A 14,072-nucleotide genomic window follows, 5' to 3' on the forward strand; every position below is an offset into this window, starting at 1 on the left:
CCACGAGTCATGGAGTGCGGGAGGTCCCCGTGACGTCCGCCGTGCTCGAAGTCGAGGACCTCAGCGTGGAGTTCGCCACGGAGGACGGGCTGGTGCGGGCCGTACGCGGTGTCGGCTACCGGCTCGACCGGGGCGAATCGCTGGGCATCGTCGGCGAGTCGGGGTCCGGGAAATCGGTCACCGCCCTCGCCGTGATGGGGCTGCTGCCGACCGGTGCCCGGGTGCGCGGCTCGGTCCGCTTCGAGGGCACGGAGCTGCTCGGGCTGTCCGACGCGCGCCTGTCCGATCTGCGCGGCAGCGGCATCGCGATGATCTTCCAGGATCCGATGACCTCCCTCAATCCCGTCTACAACGTGGGCTATCAGATCGAGGAGACCCTGCTCCGCCACAACCCCGGGATGAAGCACAAGGACGCCCGAAAACGCGCGATCGAACTGCTCGGCACGGTCGGCATCCCCAGCCCCGAGCGGCGCGTCGACAACTACCCGCACGAGATGTCGGGCGGTATGCGCCAGCGCGTCGTCATCGCCATCGCGATGGCCAACGACCCGGACGTGATCATCGCCGACGAGCCGACCACCGCCCTCGACGTCACCGTGCAGGCCCAGATCCTCGAAGCCCTGGAGACCGCCCGCGCCGAGACCGGGGCGGCGCTCGTCCTCATCACCCATGACCTCGGGGTGGTGGCCGGCCACACCGACCGGGTCGCGGTCATGTACGCGGGCCGGATAGTGGAGACCGGCTCCGTCGAGGACATCTTCTACACCCCGCGCATGCCCTACACCCTGGGCCTGCTCGGTTCCCTGCCCCGCCTGGACCGCGAGGAGGAACGGCTCACGCCCATCACCGGCTCACCGCCGAGCCTGCTCAACCTGCCACCGGGCTGCCCCTTCTCACCCCGCTGCCCGATGCGCCGGGACGTGTGCGACACGGACGAACCCGCGCTGCGCAGGGCCGGGGGTGACCTCCACCTCAGCGCCTGCCACTTCGCCGACGAACTCGTCGACACCGGCGCCGGTCAGGTCTTCGACGCGGTCGGCGCGGACGCCGAGGCCCTGGCCCGCTTCGCCGACGCGGCCGCCACCACGAACCCCGAGGAGGACGCCGTATGACCGCGCCCGCGCAGGCCGCCACCCCCCTGCCGCCGCTGCCCGGCCACGGCGGCACCGGCGCACCGGTCCTCCAAGTCCGCGACCTGGTCAAGCACTTCCCGGTCATGTCCAAGGGCGTCATCCGCCGCCGCGTCGGCGACGTACACGCCGTGTGCGGGGTCTCCTTCGACCTGCACGAGAACGAAACCCTGGGCCTGGTGGGGGAGTCGGGCTCGGGCAAGACGACGATCTCCCGCACCGTCCTCGGCCTGGAACGGGCCACCTCCGGCCGGGTCCGCTACGGCGAGCACGAACTCACCGAGCTGAGCAGACGTCAGATGCGGCCGCTGCGACGGGAGTTGCAGATCGTCTTCCAGGACCCGTACGCCTCCCTCGACCCGCGGATGACCGTCCACGAGATCGTCGCGGAGCCGCTGCGCATCCACGGCCGGTACGGAGCCGGGGCGGGCGGCGAGGTGAGTGAACTCCTGCGCCTGGTCGGACTCAACCCCGAGCACGGCAACCGTTTCGCCCACGAGTTCTCGGGCGGACAGCGTCAACGCATAGGCATAGCCCGGGCGTTGGCCCTGCACCCGAAGGTGATCATCCTCGACGAGCCGGTGTCGGCGCTCGACGTGTCGATCCAGGCGGGCGTCCTCAACCTCCTGATGGACCTGCAGAGTGAACTGAACCTGTCCTTCCTGTTCGTCGCCCACGACCTGTCGGTGATGCGCCACGTGGCGGGCCGAGTGGCCGTCATGTACCTGGGGCGATTGGTCGAAATCGCCCCGGCCCGGCAGCTGTTCGCTCGCCCGGCCCACCCGTACACCCAGGCACTGGTCTCTGCCATCCCGCTGCCCGACCCGCGCAAGGAACGCGCCCGGAAACGGATCACCATCCAGGGCGACGTCCCGAGCCCGGTCCGCCCGCCCAGCGGCTGCCGCTTCCGCACCCGCTGCCCCAAGTTCGCGAACCAACTCACCGACAGCGAACGGACGTCGTGCGTCGAGGAGGCACCGGCGCTGGTGGACCGGGGCGGCGGAAACCCGGTCGCCTGCCACTACGCGGAGAGCGTGGAGTTGCTCTAGCCGAGATCGAGTTCCTCGGCGGACGGGTACGGAGTCAGCCTGCTCTCGTCGCACAGACGGCGGTTGAAGTCGCCCACCGTCGCGCCGAGTTGGGCGTACCGGGAGATGAGCCCGGCGGCGGCCCCGGGGATGCCCTCGGGGCGCTTGCCGTCGGCGCACGCGCGGATGAACTCCTGGCGCTCGTCCAGACCGTAGCCGTACAGGTCCACGACGAGCCAGTGCACCAGGTAGGAGAAGGCGTAGGCGCGGTCGTAGTGCCGGTGACGGTCGTAGAAGTCCCGTTCGTCGGGCGCGAGTCGGAAGCGCGGGGAGAGGGCGAGGCCGTAGTCGGCGAGATAGAGCTGCTGTCCGTCGGTCAGGATGTTCCTGAAGTGGACGTCGAAGTGCGTGAGTCGGTGCTCGTGGAGGAAACCGGTGACGGCTTCGAGGCCCTGCTCCACGAGCGCGCAGGCGGTGTCGGCGTCGTCGGTGCGCAGTTGTTCGGAGAACCAGGCGTGGAGGGTGTGCGGCAGGTGCTCCATGAACAGGGTCAGGCTCGCGGACGCCGTGCGCAGGGCCTCGATGTGCTCACGGCCGCCGCCCCAGTAGGCCACGTTCCGCTCCACGTCGGCGAGTTCGTCGGGCAGTGACGGCTCCGGGTCGGGCAGCACACGCCAGTGGTGCAGCAGTGGAAAGCCCGAAAAGCGGTCGGAAAGAACCCAGTTGGTCGTCATCTCGTGCACGGCCAGGTCGCGCCAGACCCCGAAACCGGCGCTGGGGACCGCACCGATGCCGTAGTGGCAGTAGGCGGGCGCCCCGAACACGTTGGCCGTGGAGCGGACATTCTCCGGCCGCCGTTCGAGATCGGTGAGCGGCATCCGCTTCATGAACACCGTTCTGCCGTCCACCTCGATCAGTGCCGAGCGACCGCCGACACTGGTGCCCAATGGCGTGCCGGCCTCGACCAGTTCGGCGAGTTCGTGGTCGGAGAGGAGGGCGAGGGACGTGGCGATGTCACTGTGGGCGGCGACGCGCGAGGTGCGGGACATGCGCTCATCCTCCTTCAGGGGGCGCCGAGTTGGAGGCGGACGGTCAGCTCCACAGTCACCTCGCCGTCCGCCCCGAGACCCTGCGGCTTGCGCACGGCGTTCTTGAGCGGCAGCAGATAGCCGCCGTCCTTGGGGAAGAGCGACGTGGTGAACAGCACGTCGCCGATCCTGGCCTCGACCGGGATGACGCCCCAGCCGTACGAGGCCAGGGCAGCGACCTCGCGGATGTCCGCCGACTCCTCGTCCGGCACGGGGACGAAGTAGTACGGGGACGGCCCGCGCCACTCGATCACCCGGCCGGTGAAGACGAACCGCATGGACGCGCTCAGTTGCCCGCGTAGTTCTGCAGGAACAGCGCCTCCGCCACCGACAGCCGCTCCAACTCCTCCGGAGACACGCTCTCGTTGAGGGCGTGGATCTGGGCCTCCGGCTCGCTGAGGCCGATGAGGAGGATCTCCGCCTGCGGGTAGAGGGCCGCGAGGGTGTTGCACAGGGGGATCGAGCCGCCCTGGCCGGCGTACTGCATCGCCTGGCCGGGGTAGGCGATCGCCATCGCGTCGGCCATCGCCGTGTACGCGGGGCTGGTCGTGTCGGCGCTGAACGGCTGGCCCTGGCCGATCTGTTCGGTGCGGACGCGGGCACCCCACGGGGTGTGCGCCTCCAGGTGGGCCTGGAGCAGCTTGGTGGCCTCGGCCGCGTCGACGCCCGGCGGGACGCGGAGGCTGACCAGCGCGCGGGCACCGGCCTGCACGGACGGGGTGGCGCCGACGACCGGCGGGCAGTCGATGCCGAGGACCGTGACGGCCGGGCGGGCCCAGATACGGTCGGCGACCGCGTCGGAACCGATCAGCTCGACGCCGTCCAGCACCTTCGCGTCCTTGCGGAACTGCTCCTCGTCGTAGGCCAGCCCCTCCCAGGTCGCGTGGGCCGCGAGCCCGTCGACCGTCGTCGAGCCGTCCTTCGCGCGCAGCGAGTCCAGTACGCGGATCAGCGCGGACAGCGCGTCGGGCGCGGCGCCGCCGAACTGGCCTGAGTGCAGGTTGCCTTCGAGGGTGTCGATCTGCACGCGCACCAGGGTCATACCGCGCAGGGTCGAGGTGACCGTGGGCAGACCGACCCGGAAGTTGCCTGTGTCGCCGATCACGATCGTGTCGGCGGCAAGGAGGTCGGGGTGCTCTTCCGCGTACCGCTCGAGCCCGCCGGTGCCCTGCTCCTCCGAGCCCTCGGCGATCACCTTGACGTGCACCGGGACACCGCCGTTGGCCTTCAGGGCGCGCAGCGCGAGCAGGTGCATGATCACGCCGCCCTTGCAGTCGGCGGCACCGCGCCCGTACCAACGGCCGTCGCGCTCGGTCAGTTCGAACGGGGGGCTCGTCCAGGCGGCCTCGTCCAGCGGGGGCTGCACGTCGTAGTGGGCGTACAGGAGAACCGTCTTGGCACCCTCCGGGCCGGGCAGGAAGCCGTAGACCGACTGTGTGCCGTCCGGGGTGTCGAGCAGGGCCACGTCCTGGAAACCCTCGGTGCGCAGCGCGTCGGCGACCCAGTTCGCGGCGCCCTCGCTCTCGCTCTTCGGGAACTGGTCGAAGTCCGCCACCGACTTGAAGGCCACCAGCTCGCTGAGCTCAGTTCTTGCCCTGGGCATCAACGAGGCGACGGTCTCGGCGACCGGATGCGACGACATGGGCACGCTCCTTGTGGGTGCGACGTTGTACGAATGATGCCGTCGATCCTCCCACAGCGGTCTGTGGCGATGTCCGCCGTAGGATGCGGGGGACAGGTGCGGCAGCGGCTTGATCGGGAGCAGTAGACCATCGTGAGCAGCGAGAACTCTTCGGCGGACGACGAACAGCGGGTGTGGGACGTCGTCGTGGTGGGCGCGGGACCCGCGGGGGCCTCGGCCGCCTATGCGGCGGCGGTCGCGGGACGGCGCGTGCTGTTGCTGGAGAAAGCCGAGCTGCCCCGCTACAAGACGTGCGGCGGCGGCATCATCGGACCCTCCCGCGACTCCCTCCCACCCGGCTTCGAACTGCCGTTGAAGGACCGGGTGTTCGCCATAACCTTCTCGAACAACGGGCGGTTCACGCGCACCCGCAGGTCCCGGCAGATGCTGTTCGGGCTGATCAACCGGCCCGAGTTCGACCAGCAGCTCGTCGAGCACGCCCAGAAGGCGGGCGCCGAGCTGCGCACGGGCGTCACAGTGACACGAGTCGAGCAGCACGGCTCCGCGGTCCCGGACCGGCGTACGGTCGCGGTCGTCCTCCAGGGCGGCGAGACGGTGCTCGCGCGGGCCGTCGTCGGCGCCGACGGCAGCGCCAGCCGCATAGGGGCGCACGTCGGGGTCAAGACCGACCAGGTGGACCTGGGCCTGGAGGCGGAGATCCCGGTGCCGGAGACGGTCGCCGAGGACTGGAAGGGGCGGGTGCTCATCGACTGGGGCCCCATGCCCGGGAGTTACGGCTGGGTCTTCCCCAAGGGCGACACGCTCACGGTCGGGGTGATCTCCGCGCGCGGTGAAGGCGCCGCCACCAAGCGGTACTTGGAGGACTTCATCGCCCGGCTCGGCCTCGCCGGCTTCGAACCGAGCATCTCCTCCGGGCACTTGACCCGGTGCCGGGCGGACGACTCGCCGCTGTCGCGCGGCCGGGTGCTGGTCTGCGGCGACGCGGCGGGACTGCTCGAACCATGGACCCGGGAGGGCATCTCGTTCGCGCTGCGGTCGGGGCGGCTCGCGGGGGAGTGGGCCGTGCGGATCGCCGAGGCGCACGACGCCGTGGACACCCGCCGTCAGGCGCTGAACTACGCGTTCGCGATCAAGGCGGGGCTCGGCGTCGAGATGAGCGTCGGCAAGAGCATGCTGGCGATCTTCGAGAAGCGCCCCGGTCTGTTCCACGCCGCCCTCACCGGCTTCCGGCCGGCCTGGAAGGCCTTCATGGACATCACCCGGGGCTCGACGACGCTGGGCGAACTCGTCCGCAGCCACCCGCTGGCACAGCGCGCGCTGACCGCGATCGACCGCAGGAACGCGGAACCGGTGGAGCGCGTGGAGCCGACGGAGCCCGTGGAGGGCGAGCTCAGCTCCTGACCGTGACGTGGAACACCGGGTGGTCGGGGGCGATCCGGCGCAGCTCGTCGTCGGAGGAGTCCGGGCCGACTCCTCCGAAGAACACCCCGACCTCGGCCTTCCACCGCTTCAGGTAGGCGCGCAGCAGCGGCACCTTGTCGTCACCGGTGACCTCGGTCGCGGTGAACGCGTCCACCTTCTTGCCGAGCCGCAGCTCGCCGCCGCCAGCCGCCCGCATGTTGTGCGTCCACTGGACGTGCCCGCGCGGGGCGACGAGGTACTGCTGCCCGTCCACCGTCAGCAGGTTCACCGGGGTGGTCCGCCACTCGCCGCTCTTACGGCCGCGGACCGCCAGCACGCGTGAACCCCAGACACTGAGGCCCCGGCGGGTGAACCAGGCGACGGCGCGGTTGAAGACGTTCACGGTGAACCAGCCGGGCTTCTGGACGTGCGTGCTCATGATGACTCCCTGGGCGAAGAGGAAAGGGCGGGGAGAACGGCGCTCGCTTTTGTGAGCACTGCTCTCGCTCTCGGGAACAGTCTGCATCGGTTCGGCGATCCAATGCAAGAGCGCTGCTCTCTTTTTTGTTCGCTGCTCTTGTTTGTGTGCGCTGCTCTGTTTCCGTGCCACACTGGCTCGTATGAGCACCACACAGGGCGCCCGCGCCCGAGCCCGGATCGAGGTCACCGCGGCCATCAAGGACGAGGCGCGCAGACAGCTCGCCGCGGAGGGGGCGTCGAAGCTTTCGCTGCGTGCGGTGGCCCGTGAGCTCGGCATGGTCTCCTCCGCGCTGTATCGGTACTTTCCCAGCCGTGACGAGCTGCTGACCGCTCTCATCATCGATGCGTACGACTCCGTCGGGGAGGCCGCGGAGGTGGCTCACGCCGAGGTTGCGGACGCGGGGCCGCTGCGGCGCTGGATTGCCGTGTGCGAGGCGGTGCGGGGGTGGGCGCTTGCGCATCCGCATGAGTACGCGTTGATCTACGGGTCGCCGGTTCCGGGATATGTCGCGCCCGAGACCACCGTTCCGCCGGCCGCGCGGGTTGCTCTGCTGCTTATCGGGATCGCGCGGGACGCCCACCGCAGCGGTGCCCTGACCGAACCCCCGCTGCCGGCCGATCTCCACCCCGAGGCGGAGCGGATGGTCGCGGATTTCGCCGGTGACCTTCCGCCTGCGGTGGCCGTGGCCCTTGTCGCTGCGTGGGCCGAGCTGTATGGGCTGGTCAGCTTCGAGCTCTTCGGTCAGTTTCGCCAGGTGGTGGAGGAGCGGGAGGTGTTCTTTCGGCATGCGGTGCGACGGCTTGCGCTCGGGGTGGGGCTCGTTGACGCGTGATTGCTCCGCTGGGTGCGCGGTTCTTCGTCTGCGGGCCGGTGGGGGCTGAGCGCGCAGTTCCCCGCGCCCCTTTCGGGGGCGCTGTAGCGGACGTACTCCCTGGGAAGTACGCGTGATCACCTCGCCGGGCTGACGCCGCCGGTGTCGCTCGGCGTCTAGCGTGACGGGTATGGACGAGCAGCGGGTGCGCGGCGGGGGACCGCCTCAGTGGTGGGGCGGGGTGGCGGCCCCGACGCGGTGGCCGTGGCGTTCCACGTTGCTGGTCACCGTGTTCGTGCTGGGCGGTAGCAACTTCGCCTCGCACAGCCAGCCCGATCGCGTTCACCTCGACTTCTACGCGCGCGTGCTGCTCGTCGTCGGATCGGTGCTGCTGCTGTGGCGTCATCGGTACCCCGTGTGGGTGGCCTTCGGCACCGTGTTCGCCACCGTGGTCTACTTCGGCGCCGGATACCCGTACGGCCCTGTCTTCCTGCCCGTCGCGCTCGGCTGTTTCAGCGCGGTCGTCGCCGGTCGTCGCTGGGCCGCCTGGAGCGCGCTCGGTGTGCTGTGGGTGGCGCATCTCCTGATCGCGCACTGGCTCTACCGCTGGCTGCCCCCGCAGCACGACCACGGGATGCCGTGGGGTCGTGAACTGGCCGTCGCCACCTGGGTGGTGGCCATCGCCGCGATCTCCGAACTGGCCCGCACCCGCCGCGAACAGTGGGCCCGGGACCGGGCCGAGCGGGCCCAGGCGGCCCGGCGCCGTGCCGATGAGGAACGGCTGCGGATGGCCCGCGAACTGCACGACGTCCTCGCGCACAGCATCTCCGTCATCAACGTCCAGGCGGGCGTCGGCCTCGCCCTCCTCGACTCCGACCCCGAGCAGGCCCGTACGGCCCTCACCACCATCAAGGCCGCCAGCAAGGAGGCGCTCGGCGAGGTCCGCCAGGTCCTCGACACCCTGCGCACCCCGGGCGACGCCCCGCGTGCCCCGGCCCCGGGCCTCGACCGGCTGCCCGAACTGGTGCAGCAGGCGGCGAGCGCCGGCCTCACCGTCGCGATCGACGGAACCCCGCCCCGCCTCTCGCCCAACACCGACCTGGCCGCCTTCCGCATCGTCCAGGAGGCGCTCACCAATGTCGTACGCCATTCCGGTTCGCGGCACGCGCGCGTGCACATCGGGCACGAAGGCGGTGCGCTACGGCTGCGCATCGACGACGACGGGCCCGCGACCGGCGAGGACGCCGGGGGCAGCGGCAACGGGCTGGCCGGAATGCGGGAGCGGGCCGCGGCGCTCGGTGGCACGATCGAGGCGGGCGCGCGCCCGGACGGCGGCTTCCGGGTGCTCGCCGTACTGCCGTTGAAGGTCACGCCGAAGGAGGACGACCGGTGATCCGGGTACTGCTCGCCGACGACCAGGCGCTGGTCCGGGCCGGATTCAAGGCGCTGCTGGACGCGCAGCCGGACATCGAGGTGGCGGGCGAGGCGTCCGACGGCGAGGAGGCCGTGCGCGCAGTGCGCGAACTGCGCCCCGATGTCGTCCTGATGGACATCCGCATGCCGCTGCTCGACGGGCTGGCCGCGACCCGCCGGATCACCGGGGACGGCGGGCTGAAGGACGTGAAGGTGGTCATGCTGACGACCTTCGAACTCGACGAGTACGTCTTCGAGGCGATCCGCTCGGGCGCCTCCGGCTTCCTGGTCAAGGACACCGAACCGGAGGAACTCCTGCGCGCCGTAAGGGCGGTGGTCGACGGCGACGCGCTGCTGTCACCCGGGGTGACCCGCCGTCTCATCGCCGAGTTCGCGGCCCGCTCCAAGGAACCCGCGACCGCCGACGCCCTCACCCGACTCACCGAGCGGGAACGGGAGGTGATGGCCCTGGTCGGTATCGGCCTCTCCAACGACGAGATCGCCCGCCGCCTGGTCGTGAGCCCGCTGACCGCGAAGACCCATGTCAGCCGCACGATGGTGAAACTGGGCGCCCGGGACAGGGCCCAACTGGTCGTGCTGGCCTACGAGTCGGGGTTGGTACGCCCCGGCTGGCTGGGCTGAGCCGCGCCCTGCCGGTACCGGTACAGCACGGTCGCCACCCGGACGAAGAACACGACCGGTACGAGTGCGAGTCCCCCGCGCACCAGCAACGTCTCCACGGTGCGCGGCAGTTGGAACAGCAGTGCCGGCCCGGCGACCGCCCCGAACAGCACCGCCGCCACGAACGCCGCGCTGACCAGCGCGTACCCGATCTCCACGGTCGCCGCATCCCGCTCGGCCTGCGTGCGCCGTCCCCCGTACATCGTCATCCCGGAAGTCTCACACGGGCGCGCCCGACGGAGCAATCGGCTCCGCCGGGCGCACCCTCAGGGAGGCGTCCCCCTAGTCACGTAGCGCCACGCGCTCCGCTTCCGCCTCCGTCACAGTGGACTTTGCGACGACGATGGACTGTTGGGCACGCTGGGTACGCAACCCCGGCAGCGTGATCAGCAACCCGGCGAGCGCGATGAACGTCACCACGACCAGCCCGGGCCGGTAACTGTCCAGCACCGCCTGCGGGGTGGCGTGCGCCGGGGTGTGGGCGGTGACCACGGCCGTGACGACGGCCAGGAAGATCGCGCCGCCCACCTGCACCGAGGTGTTCAACAGCCCGGAGACCATGCCCTGTTCGTGGTCGTCGACCCCGTTGGTCGCCTGGATGTTGAGCGAGGGGAAGACCAGCGCGCAGGCCGCGCCGATCAGCAGCATCGACGGCAGGATCACCGCGGCGTACCCGGGATCGAGGCTGATCCGCAGGAACAGCGCGTACCCGACGACCATCAGCGCGAAGCCCGTCGCGATCAGCCGCTGCGTACCGAACCGGTCGACGATCGAGCCGACCTTGGTCGAGGACACCGCCACCAGCGCACCGGCCGGCAGGAACGCGAGCGCCGTGTGCAGCGCGGACCAGCCGAGCAGTGACTGCATGTACAGGGTGACGAGGAACTGGAAGCCGACGTACGACCCGAAGAACGCCATCGCGCCGAGCTGGGCGCGGATCTGGTTGCCGGAGCGCAGCACCCCGAGCCGGATCAACGGCCCGGCGGAGCGGCGCTCGACGAACACGAACACGGTCAGCATGACGGCAACTGCGAGGAAGGACAGGAGAGTTCGGGCCGACGCCCAGCCGGCTTCCGGCGCCTGCACGACGGTGAAGACCAGCAGCAGCATCGACGCGGTGCCGAGGACGGCGCCGGGAATGTCGTAGCCGTTGTGGTCCTTCTCGCGTTCGCTGCGCGGCAGCAGCTTCAGGCCGACGAGCAGGGCGAGCAGCGCGATCGGCGCGGGCAGCAGCATGGTGAGGCGCCAACTGGCCTCCGTGAGCAGGCCGGAGAGGACCAGGCCCATCGAGAAGCCGGTGGCCGCGCAGGTGGTGTAGATGGACAGGGCGCGGTTGCGCAGCGGGCCCTCGGCGAAGGTCGTCGTGATGATCGACAGTCCGGCCGGTGCGGTGAAGGCCGCGCTCAGGCCCTTGATGAAGCGGCTGGCGATCAGCAGCGGGCCCGAGTCGACGAGGCCGCCGAGCAGTGAGGCCACCGCGAAGACTCCAAGGGCGACCAGGAAGACCTGGCGTCGGCCGAGCAGGTCGGCGGTCCGGCCGCCGAGGAGGAGCAGCCCGCCGTATCCCAGGATGTAGCCGCTGACGATCCATTGGAGCGTCGAGGTGGAGAGGTCGAGTTCGGAGCCGATGGAGGGCAGGGCGACACCGACCATCGACACGTCGAGCGCGTCGAGGAACATCGCGGCGCAGAGCACCAGCAGGGTGCCCCACAGCCGGGGGGTCCAGCGAACCGCCGGGGAGGGGGCCGCGGGAGGGGAGAGCGGAGAGGTCATGCCGCAGAGACTACATGCGCATGCATCGAATGCAAGGGCATTTAATTCCGATGCAACAAACTTGTTTCTCTGCTACGGTGCGCTGTCATGGCGGCGAAGAAGGCCGAGCAGGCGCTCGTGGACCAGTGGCGGGAGATGCTGGCGCTGCACGCCCGCACCCAGTGCGAACTCGACCGCGCGCTGCATCAACACGGCCTGTGCGGCAGCGATTTCGAGGTGCTGGACGTACTGTCCGGCGACTGCGACGCGTTCCGTGTCCAGGAGATCTCCGAGCGCGTCCACCTCAGTCAGAGCGCCCTGTCCCGCCTGATCGCCCGGCTGGAGAAGGACGGTCTCGTCGAGCGCGGCATGTGCGCGGAGGACCGGCGGGGCGTCCGCGTGACCCTCACGGACAAGGGGCGCGCGCTGCACGGTGAGGTACTCCCGGTGCAGCGCGCGGTGTTGACGAAGATGCTGACCGGCTGACACCTCGTCGGTCCCGGCTCCGTCGGTCCGTCCGTCGGTACGGCCTGTGGTCGGGTGACGGCGCTGTCGTTCTCCAGCGCGGGGGCGAGGAGATGGCAGAGGGAGTCGGCCAGCAGGTGCAGGGGGGCGGCGGTCTCCAGCGGCCACTCCACAGCGATCCAGGCGGCGAAGAACGACTCCGTCTGCAGTACGGCCATCAGCGCGCGTTGGCGGGCCTCCGCGGGATCGACGCCGCGCCAACGCTCCGGGGGCTCGACCAGCATCGCGACGTAGCGCTCGTGCGCCTCGACGTACTGCACCCGGCCCTCGCCGAGACTGCGGAGCGCCGCCGGGGCCGCCGCGTTGGCGACGCGGCGGACGGGCGCCATCTCGCGCCGGCGGGCCGCGGCCTCGTCCAGCCAGCTGCGGATGTCGGACCGGGTCCAGCGCGGCAGCGCGGCCAGGTCGGCGTACGCCTCGCCCATCACGCCGTAGACACGCGCCACCAGTGCGTCGACGATCTCGGCCTTGCCGGGGAAGTGGGCGTAGACCGTGGCCCGTGTCACCCCCGCGGCCTGGGCGATGTCCTCCATCCGCGTCTCGAGGAACGGTGTCTCGGTGAACACCGTGACGGCCGCGTCGAGCAGTCGGCGGTGCGTGAGGATCTTCTGCTCTTCGCGCAGGTTCCTGCGGGGCGTCGGCTCCATCCGCCCAGTGTCTTGCATGCGTCGACCATATGCCGTGGACGGGACGGCGGGCTGGGCGTCGGTGCTTTGACCAGGTCTTTTGCCTGAGACGTCGGCGCCGGGAGGGACGCCCTCGCGGCTCAACCCGACGCGGGCCAGTCGGCGTAGCGGATGCGGCGCAGGTCGAGCACCTCGCCGAGGGTGCCCCACTCGTCCTTGCCCAGGCGGGCCAAGGGGCGCAGCCGCGTGATCTCGGGGTGGCCGTCGTCCAGGACGGTCTCGTCGATCGCGAGGTGGACCACCCGCCCGAAGACCACGGTGGAATTGCCCAGCCGGAGCGTGCTGTGCAGTTCGCACTCCAGCGCCACGGGGGAACGGGCGACGCGCGGTGCCTTCACCCGCGCGCTGGCCTCGCGCTCGACTCCCACGGCGTCGAACTCGCTCACGCCTTCGGGGAAGTCCGTCGCGGTCTTGTTCACCTCGTCGATGAGCGACTCCGGAGCGAGGTTGACGACGAACTGCCCGGTGTCCTCGACATTGCGCAGCGAGTCCTTACGGCCGACCGAGGTGAACTGCACGATGGGCGGCGCGACCGACGAGACGGTGAAGAAGGAGTGGGGAGCGAGATTGTCGACGCCGTCGGCGGAGACCGTCGAGACCCAGGCGATGGGGCGCGGAACGACAGTCGAGGTGAGCAGGCGGTAGACCACGATCGGGTCGAGCCGGGCCGGGTTGTATTCAGTGCGCATAGCAGCGATATATCAGACCCCCGCCGGGTCACTGTGCGGCGGGCGACCACGACAGCAGTGAGTGCCTCGGCCGGCCGAGGCACTCACTCAGACAGGGAACAACGCGGAGGTTCCCCTCTCCGTCCGGAGAGGGGAACCACGGCCGGCTCAGCGCGGCGTTCAGTACTGCTCGGTCTCCACGAAACCAGCGTCCACGTCGTCGGCGCCGTAGGCGTCGGTCGCTGCGGTCAGGTTCATTCCGGGCGGGCTGTCCTTGAGACCGAGGCCCATACCGGCCAGCTTTTCCTTGACCTCGTCGATGGACTTCGCACCGAAGTTACGGATGTCCATCAGGTCCGCCTCGGAACGCGCCAGAAGCTCACCCACCGAGTGGACGCCCTCGCGCTTGAGGCAGTTGTACGACCGAACGGTGAGCTCCAGCTCCTCGATCGGCAGGGCGAGATCGGCGGCAAGAGCGGCGTCCACGGGGGACGGGCCCATGTCGATGCCCTCGGCGTCGAAGTTCAGCTCGCGGGCGAGACCGAACAACTCGACCAGGGTCTTACCGGCAGAAGCCATGGCGTCGCGCGGGCGCATGGCCTGCTTGGTCTCGACGTCGACGATCAGCTTGTCGAAGTCGGTGCGCTGCTCGACACGGGTCGCCTCGACCTTGTACGTGACCTTGAGCACGGGGCTGTAGATGGAGTCGACCGGGATACGGCCGATCTCCTGGCCCACCTGCTTGTTCTGTACGGCGGAGACATAG

The 14,072-nt window shown here is 70.2% G+C and carries 15 protein-coding genes and 1 pseudogene; 7 read left to right on the top strand and 9 right to left on the bottom strand.

Annotation, left to right across the window (positions count from 1 at the left end; translation table 11 throughout):
* The first annotated feature begins 14 nt into the window (after positions 1–14).
* Together SPR02S_RS52840 and SPR02S_RS52845 are read left to right on the top strand one after the other, a co-directional pair.
* Entirely contained in the window at positions 15–1,112 is a 1,098-nt protein-coding gene (locus SPR02S_RS52840; protein WP_019065147.1) for an ABC transporter ATP-binding protein, read from the top strand.
* A complete protein-coding gene (locus SPR02S_RS52845) occupies positions 1,109–2,179 on the top strand; it encodes an ABC transporter ATP-binding protein (protein WP_019065148.1) in 1,071 nt (356 codons plus the stop codon). The genes SPR02S_RS52840 and SPR02S_RS52845 overlap by 4 nt, the downstream gene beginning before the upstream one ends.
* On the opposite strand, the gene SPR02S_RS52850 is transcribed toward SPR02S_RS52845, so the two are convergent.
* The 3 genes from SPR02S_RS52850 to SPR02S_RS52860 are packed head-to-tail and all read right to left on the bottom strand — an operon-like array spanning position 2,176 to position 4,888.
* On the bottom strand, positions 2,176–3,207 hold the full coding sequence (locus tag SPR02S_RS52850; RefSeq protein WP_019065149.1) for a protein kinase family protein: 1,032 nt from the start codon (positions 3,205–3,207) through the stop codon (positions 2,176–2,178). The two genes, SPR02S_RS52845 and SPR02S_RS52850, sit on opposite strands and share 4 nt — an antisense overlap.
* A 14-nt stretch (positions 3,208–3,221) precedes the next feature.
* Positions 3,222–3,524 carry a DUF1905 domain-containing protein gene (locus tag SPR02S_RS52855; protein ID WP_019065150.1) on the bottom strand — a complete coding sequence of 101 codons (303 nt, stop codon included), beginning with the start codon at positions 3,522–3,524 and terminating at the stop codon, positions 3,222–3,224.
* Between the two features lie 8 nt (positions 3,525–3,532).
* Entirely contained in the window at positions 3,533–4,888 is a 1,356-nt protein-coding gene (locus SPR02S_RS52860) for a dipeptidase (protein WP_019065151.1), read from the bottom strand.
* A 132-nt stretch (positions 4,889–5,020) separates the two neighbouring features.
* Between SPR02S_RS52860 and SPR02S_RS52865 the strand changes: the two genes are divergently transcribed.
* A complete protein-coding gene (locus SPR02S_RS52865; protein WP_019065152.1) occupies positions 5,021–6,289 on the top strand; it encodes a geranylgeranyl reductase family protein in 1,269 nt (422 codons plus the stop codon).
* On the opposite strand, the gene SPR02S_RS52870 is transcribed toward SPR02S_RS52865, so the two are convergent.
* Positions 6,279–6,728, bottom strand: a complete 450-nt coding sequence (locus tag SPR02S_RS52870; protein WP_019065153.1) for a nitroreductase family deazaflavin-dependent oxidoreductase — start codon at positions 6,726–6,728, stop codon at positions 6,279–6,281. The two genes, SPR02S_RS52865 and SPR02S_RS52870, sit on opposite strands and share 11 nt — an antisense overlap.
* A gap of 181 nt (positions 6,729–6,909) precedes the next feature.
* On the opposite strand from SPR02S_RS52870, the gene SPR02S_RS52875 reads away from it, so the two are divergent.
* The 3 genes from SPR02S_RS52875 (at position 6,910) to SPR02S_RS52885 (ending at position 9,636) form a co-directional block, all read left to right on the top strand.
* Positions 6,910–7,602 carry a TetR/AcrR family transcriptional regulator gene (locus SPR02S_RS52875; protein WP_019065154.1) on the top strand — a complete coding sequence of 231 codons (693 nt, stop codon included), beginning with the start codon at positions 6,910–6,912 and terminating at the stop codon, positions 7,600–7,602.
* Positions 7,603–7,771: 169 nt separating this feature from the next.
* Complete coding sequence (locus SPR02S_RS52880; protein ID WP_026151712.1) at positions 7,772–8,974, top strand: sensor histidine kinase; 1,203 nt, start codon at positions 7,772–7,774, stop codon at positions 8,972–8,974.
* Positions 8,971–9,636 (top strand): response regulator transcription factor, encoded by a 666-nt coding sequence (locus tag SPR02S_RS52885; protein WP_019065156.1) that lies wholly within the window; start codon positions 8,971–8,973, stop codon positions 9,634–9,636. The genes SPR02S_RS52880 and SPR02S_RS52885 overlap by 4 nt, the downstream gene beginning before the upstream one ends.
* Here the strand turns inward: SPR02S_RS52885 and SPR02S_RS52890 are convergent.
* Together SPR02S_RS52890 and SPR02S_RS52895 are read right to left on the bottom strand one after the other, a co-directional pair.
* The gene (locus SPR02S_RS52890; protein WP_019065157.1) at positions 9,597–9,884 is read right to left on the bottom strand and encodes a DUF6332 family protein; all 288 of its coding nucleotides are present in this window, start codon (positions 9,882–9,884) and stop codon (positions 9,597–9,599) included. The two genes, SPR02S_RS52885 and SPR02S_RS52890, sit on opposite strands and share 40 nt — an antisense overlap.
* 73 nt (positions 9,885–9,957) lie before the next feature.
* Positions 9,958–11,448: an MFS transporter gene (locus tag SPR02S_RS52895; protein WP_019065158.1), complete on the bottom strand. Its 1,491-nt coding sequence runs from the start codon at positions 11,446–11,448 to the stop codon at positions 9,958–9,960.
* Between the two features lie 87 nt (positions 11,449–11,535).
* On the opposite strand from SPR02S_RS52895, the gene SPR02S_RS61485 reads away from it, so the two are divergent.
* On the top strand, positions 11,536–11,913 hold the full coding sequence (locus tag SPR02S_RS61485) for a MarR family winged helix-turn-helix transcriptional regulator (RefSeq protein ID WP_078623290.1): 378 nt from the start codon (positions 11,536–11,538) through the stop codon (positions 11,911–11,913).
* Positions 11,914–12,410: 497 nt separating this feature from the next.
* Here the strand turns inward: SPR02S_RS61485 and SPR02S_RS65920 are convergent.
* From SPR02S_RS65920 to SPR02S_RS52915, 3 genes and pseudogenes are all read right to left on the bottom strand, one after another.
* Positions 12,411–12,617 (bottom strand): annotated as a pseudogene (locus tag SPR02S_RS65920) (helix-turn-helix domain-containing protein); the annotation flags it as partial.
* A gap of 101 nt (positions 12,618–12,718) precedes the next feature.
* On the bottom strand, positions 12,719–13,327 hold the full coding sequence (locus tag SPR02S_RS52910; RefSeq protein ID WP_019065161.1) for a flavin reductase family protein: 609 nt from the start codon (positions 13,325–13,327) through the stop codon (positions 12,719–12,721).
* 159 nt (positions 13,328–13,486) lie between these two features.
* Positions 13,487–14,072: DNA-directed RNA polymerase subunit alpha (locus SPR02S_RS52915; RefSeq protein ID WP_019065162.1), on the bottom strand; the 586-nt coding region annotated here is incomplete at its 5' end.

Source organism: Streptomyces prunicolor NBRC 13075 (genome assembly GCF_000367365.1).
Lineage (GTDB): Bacteria > Actinomycetota > Actinomycetes > Streptomycetales > Streptomycetaceae > Streptomyces > Streptomyces prunicolor.

Bases quoted from the DNA above. Each gene is read 5' to 3' on its own strand.
- SPR02S_RS52845 (WP_019065148.1), top strand. From the start codon at position 1,109: ATGACCGCGCCCGCGCAGGCCGCCACCCCCCTGCCGCCGCTGCCCGGC.
- SPR02S_RS52855 (WP_019065150.1), bottom strand. From the start codon at position 3,524: ATGCGGTTCGTCTTCACCGGCCGGGTGATCGAGTGGCGCGGGCCGTCC.
- SPR02S_RS52860 (WP_019065151.1), bottom strand. From the start codon at position 4,888: ATGTCGTCGCATCCGGTCGCCGAGACCGTCGCCTCGTTGATGCCCAGG.
- SPR02S_RS52910 (WP_019065161.1), bottom strand. From the start codon at position 13,327: ATGCGCACTGAATACAACCCGGCCCGGCTCGACCCGATCGTGGTCTAC.
- SPR02S_RS52870 (WP_019065153.1), bottom strand. From the start codon at position 6,728: ATGAGCACGCACGTCCAGAAGCCCGGCTGGTTCACCGTGAACGTCTTC.
- SPR02S_RS52850 (WP_019065149.1), bottom strand. From the start codon at position 3,207: ATGTCCCGCACCTCGCGCGTCGCCGCCCACAGTGACATCGCCACGTCC.
- SPR02S_RS52895 (WP_019065158.1), bottom strand. From the start codon at position 11,448: ATGACCTCTCCGCTCTCCCCTCCCGCGGCCCCCTCCCCGGCGGTTCGC.
- SPR02S_RS52890 (WP_019065157.1), bottom strand. From the start codon at position 9,884: ATGACGATGTACGGGGGACGGCGCACGCAGGCCGAGCGGGATGCGGCG.
- SPR02S_RS52875 (WP_019065154.1), top strand. From the start codon at position 6,910: ATGAGCACCACACAGGGCGCCCGCGCCCGAGCCCGGATCGAGGTCACC.
- SPR02S_RS52880 (WP_026151712.1), top strand. From the start codon at position 7,772: ATGGACGAGCAGCGGGTGCGCGGCGGGGGACCGCCTCAGTGGTGGGGC.
- SPR02S_RS61485 (WP_078623290.1), top strand. From the start codon at position 11,536: ATGGCGGCGAAGAAGGCCGAGCAGGCGCTCGTGGACCAGTGGCGGGAG.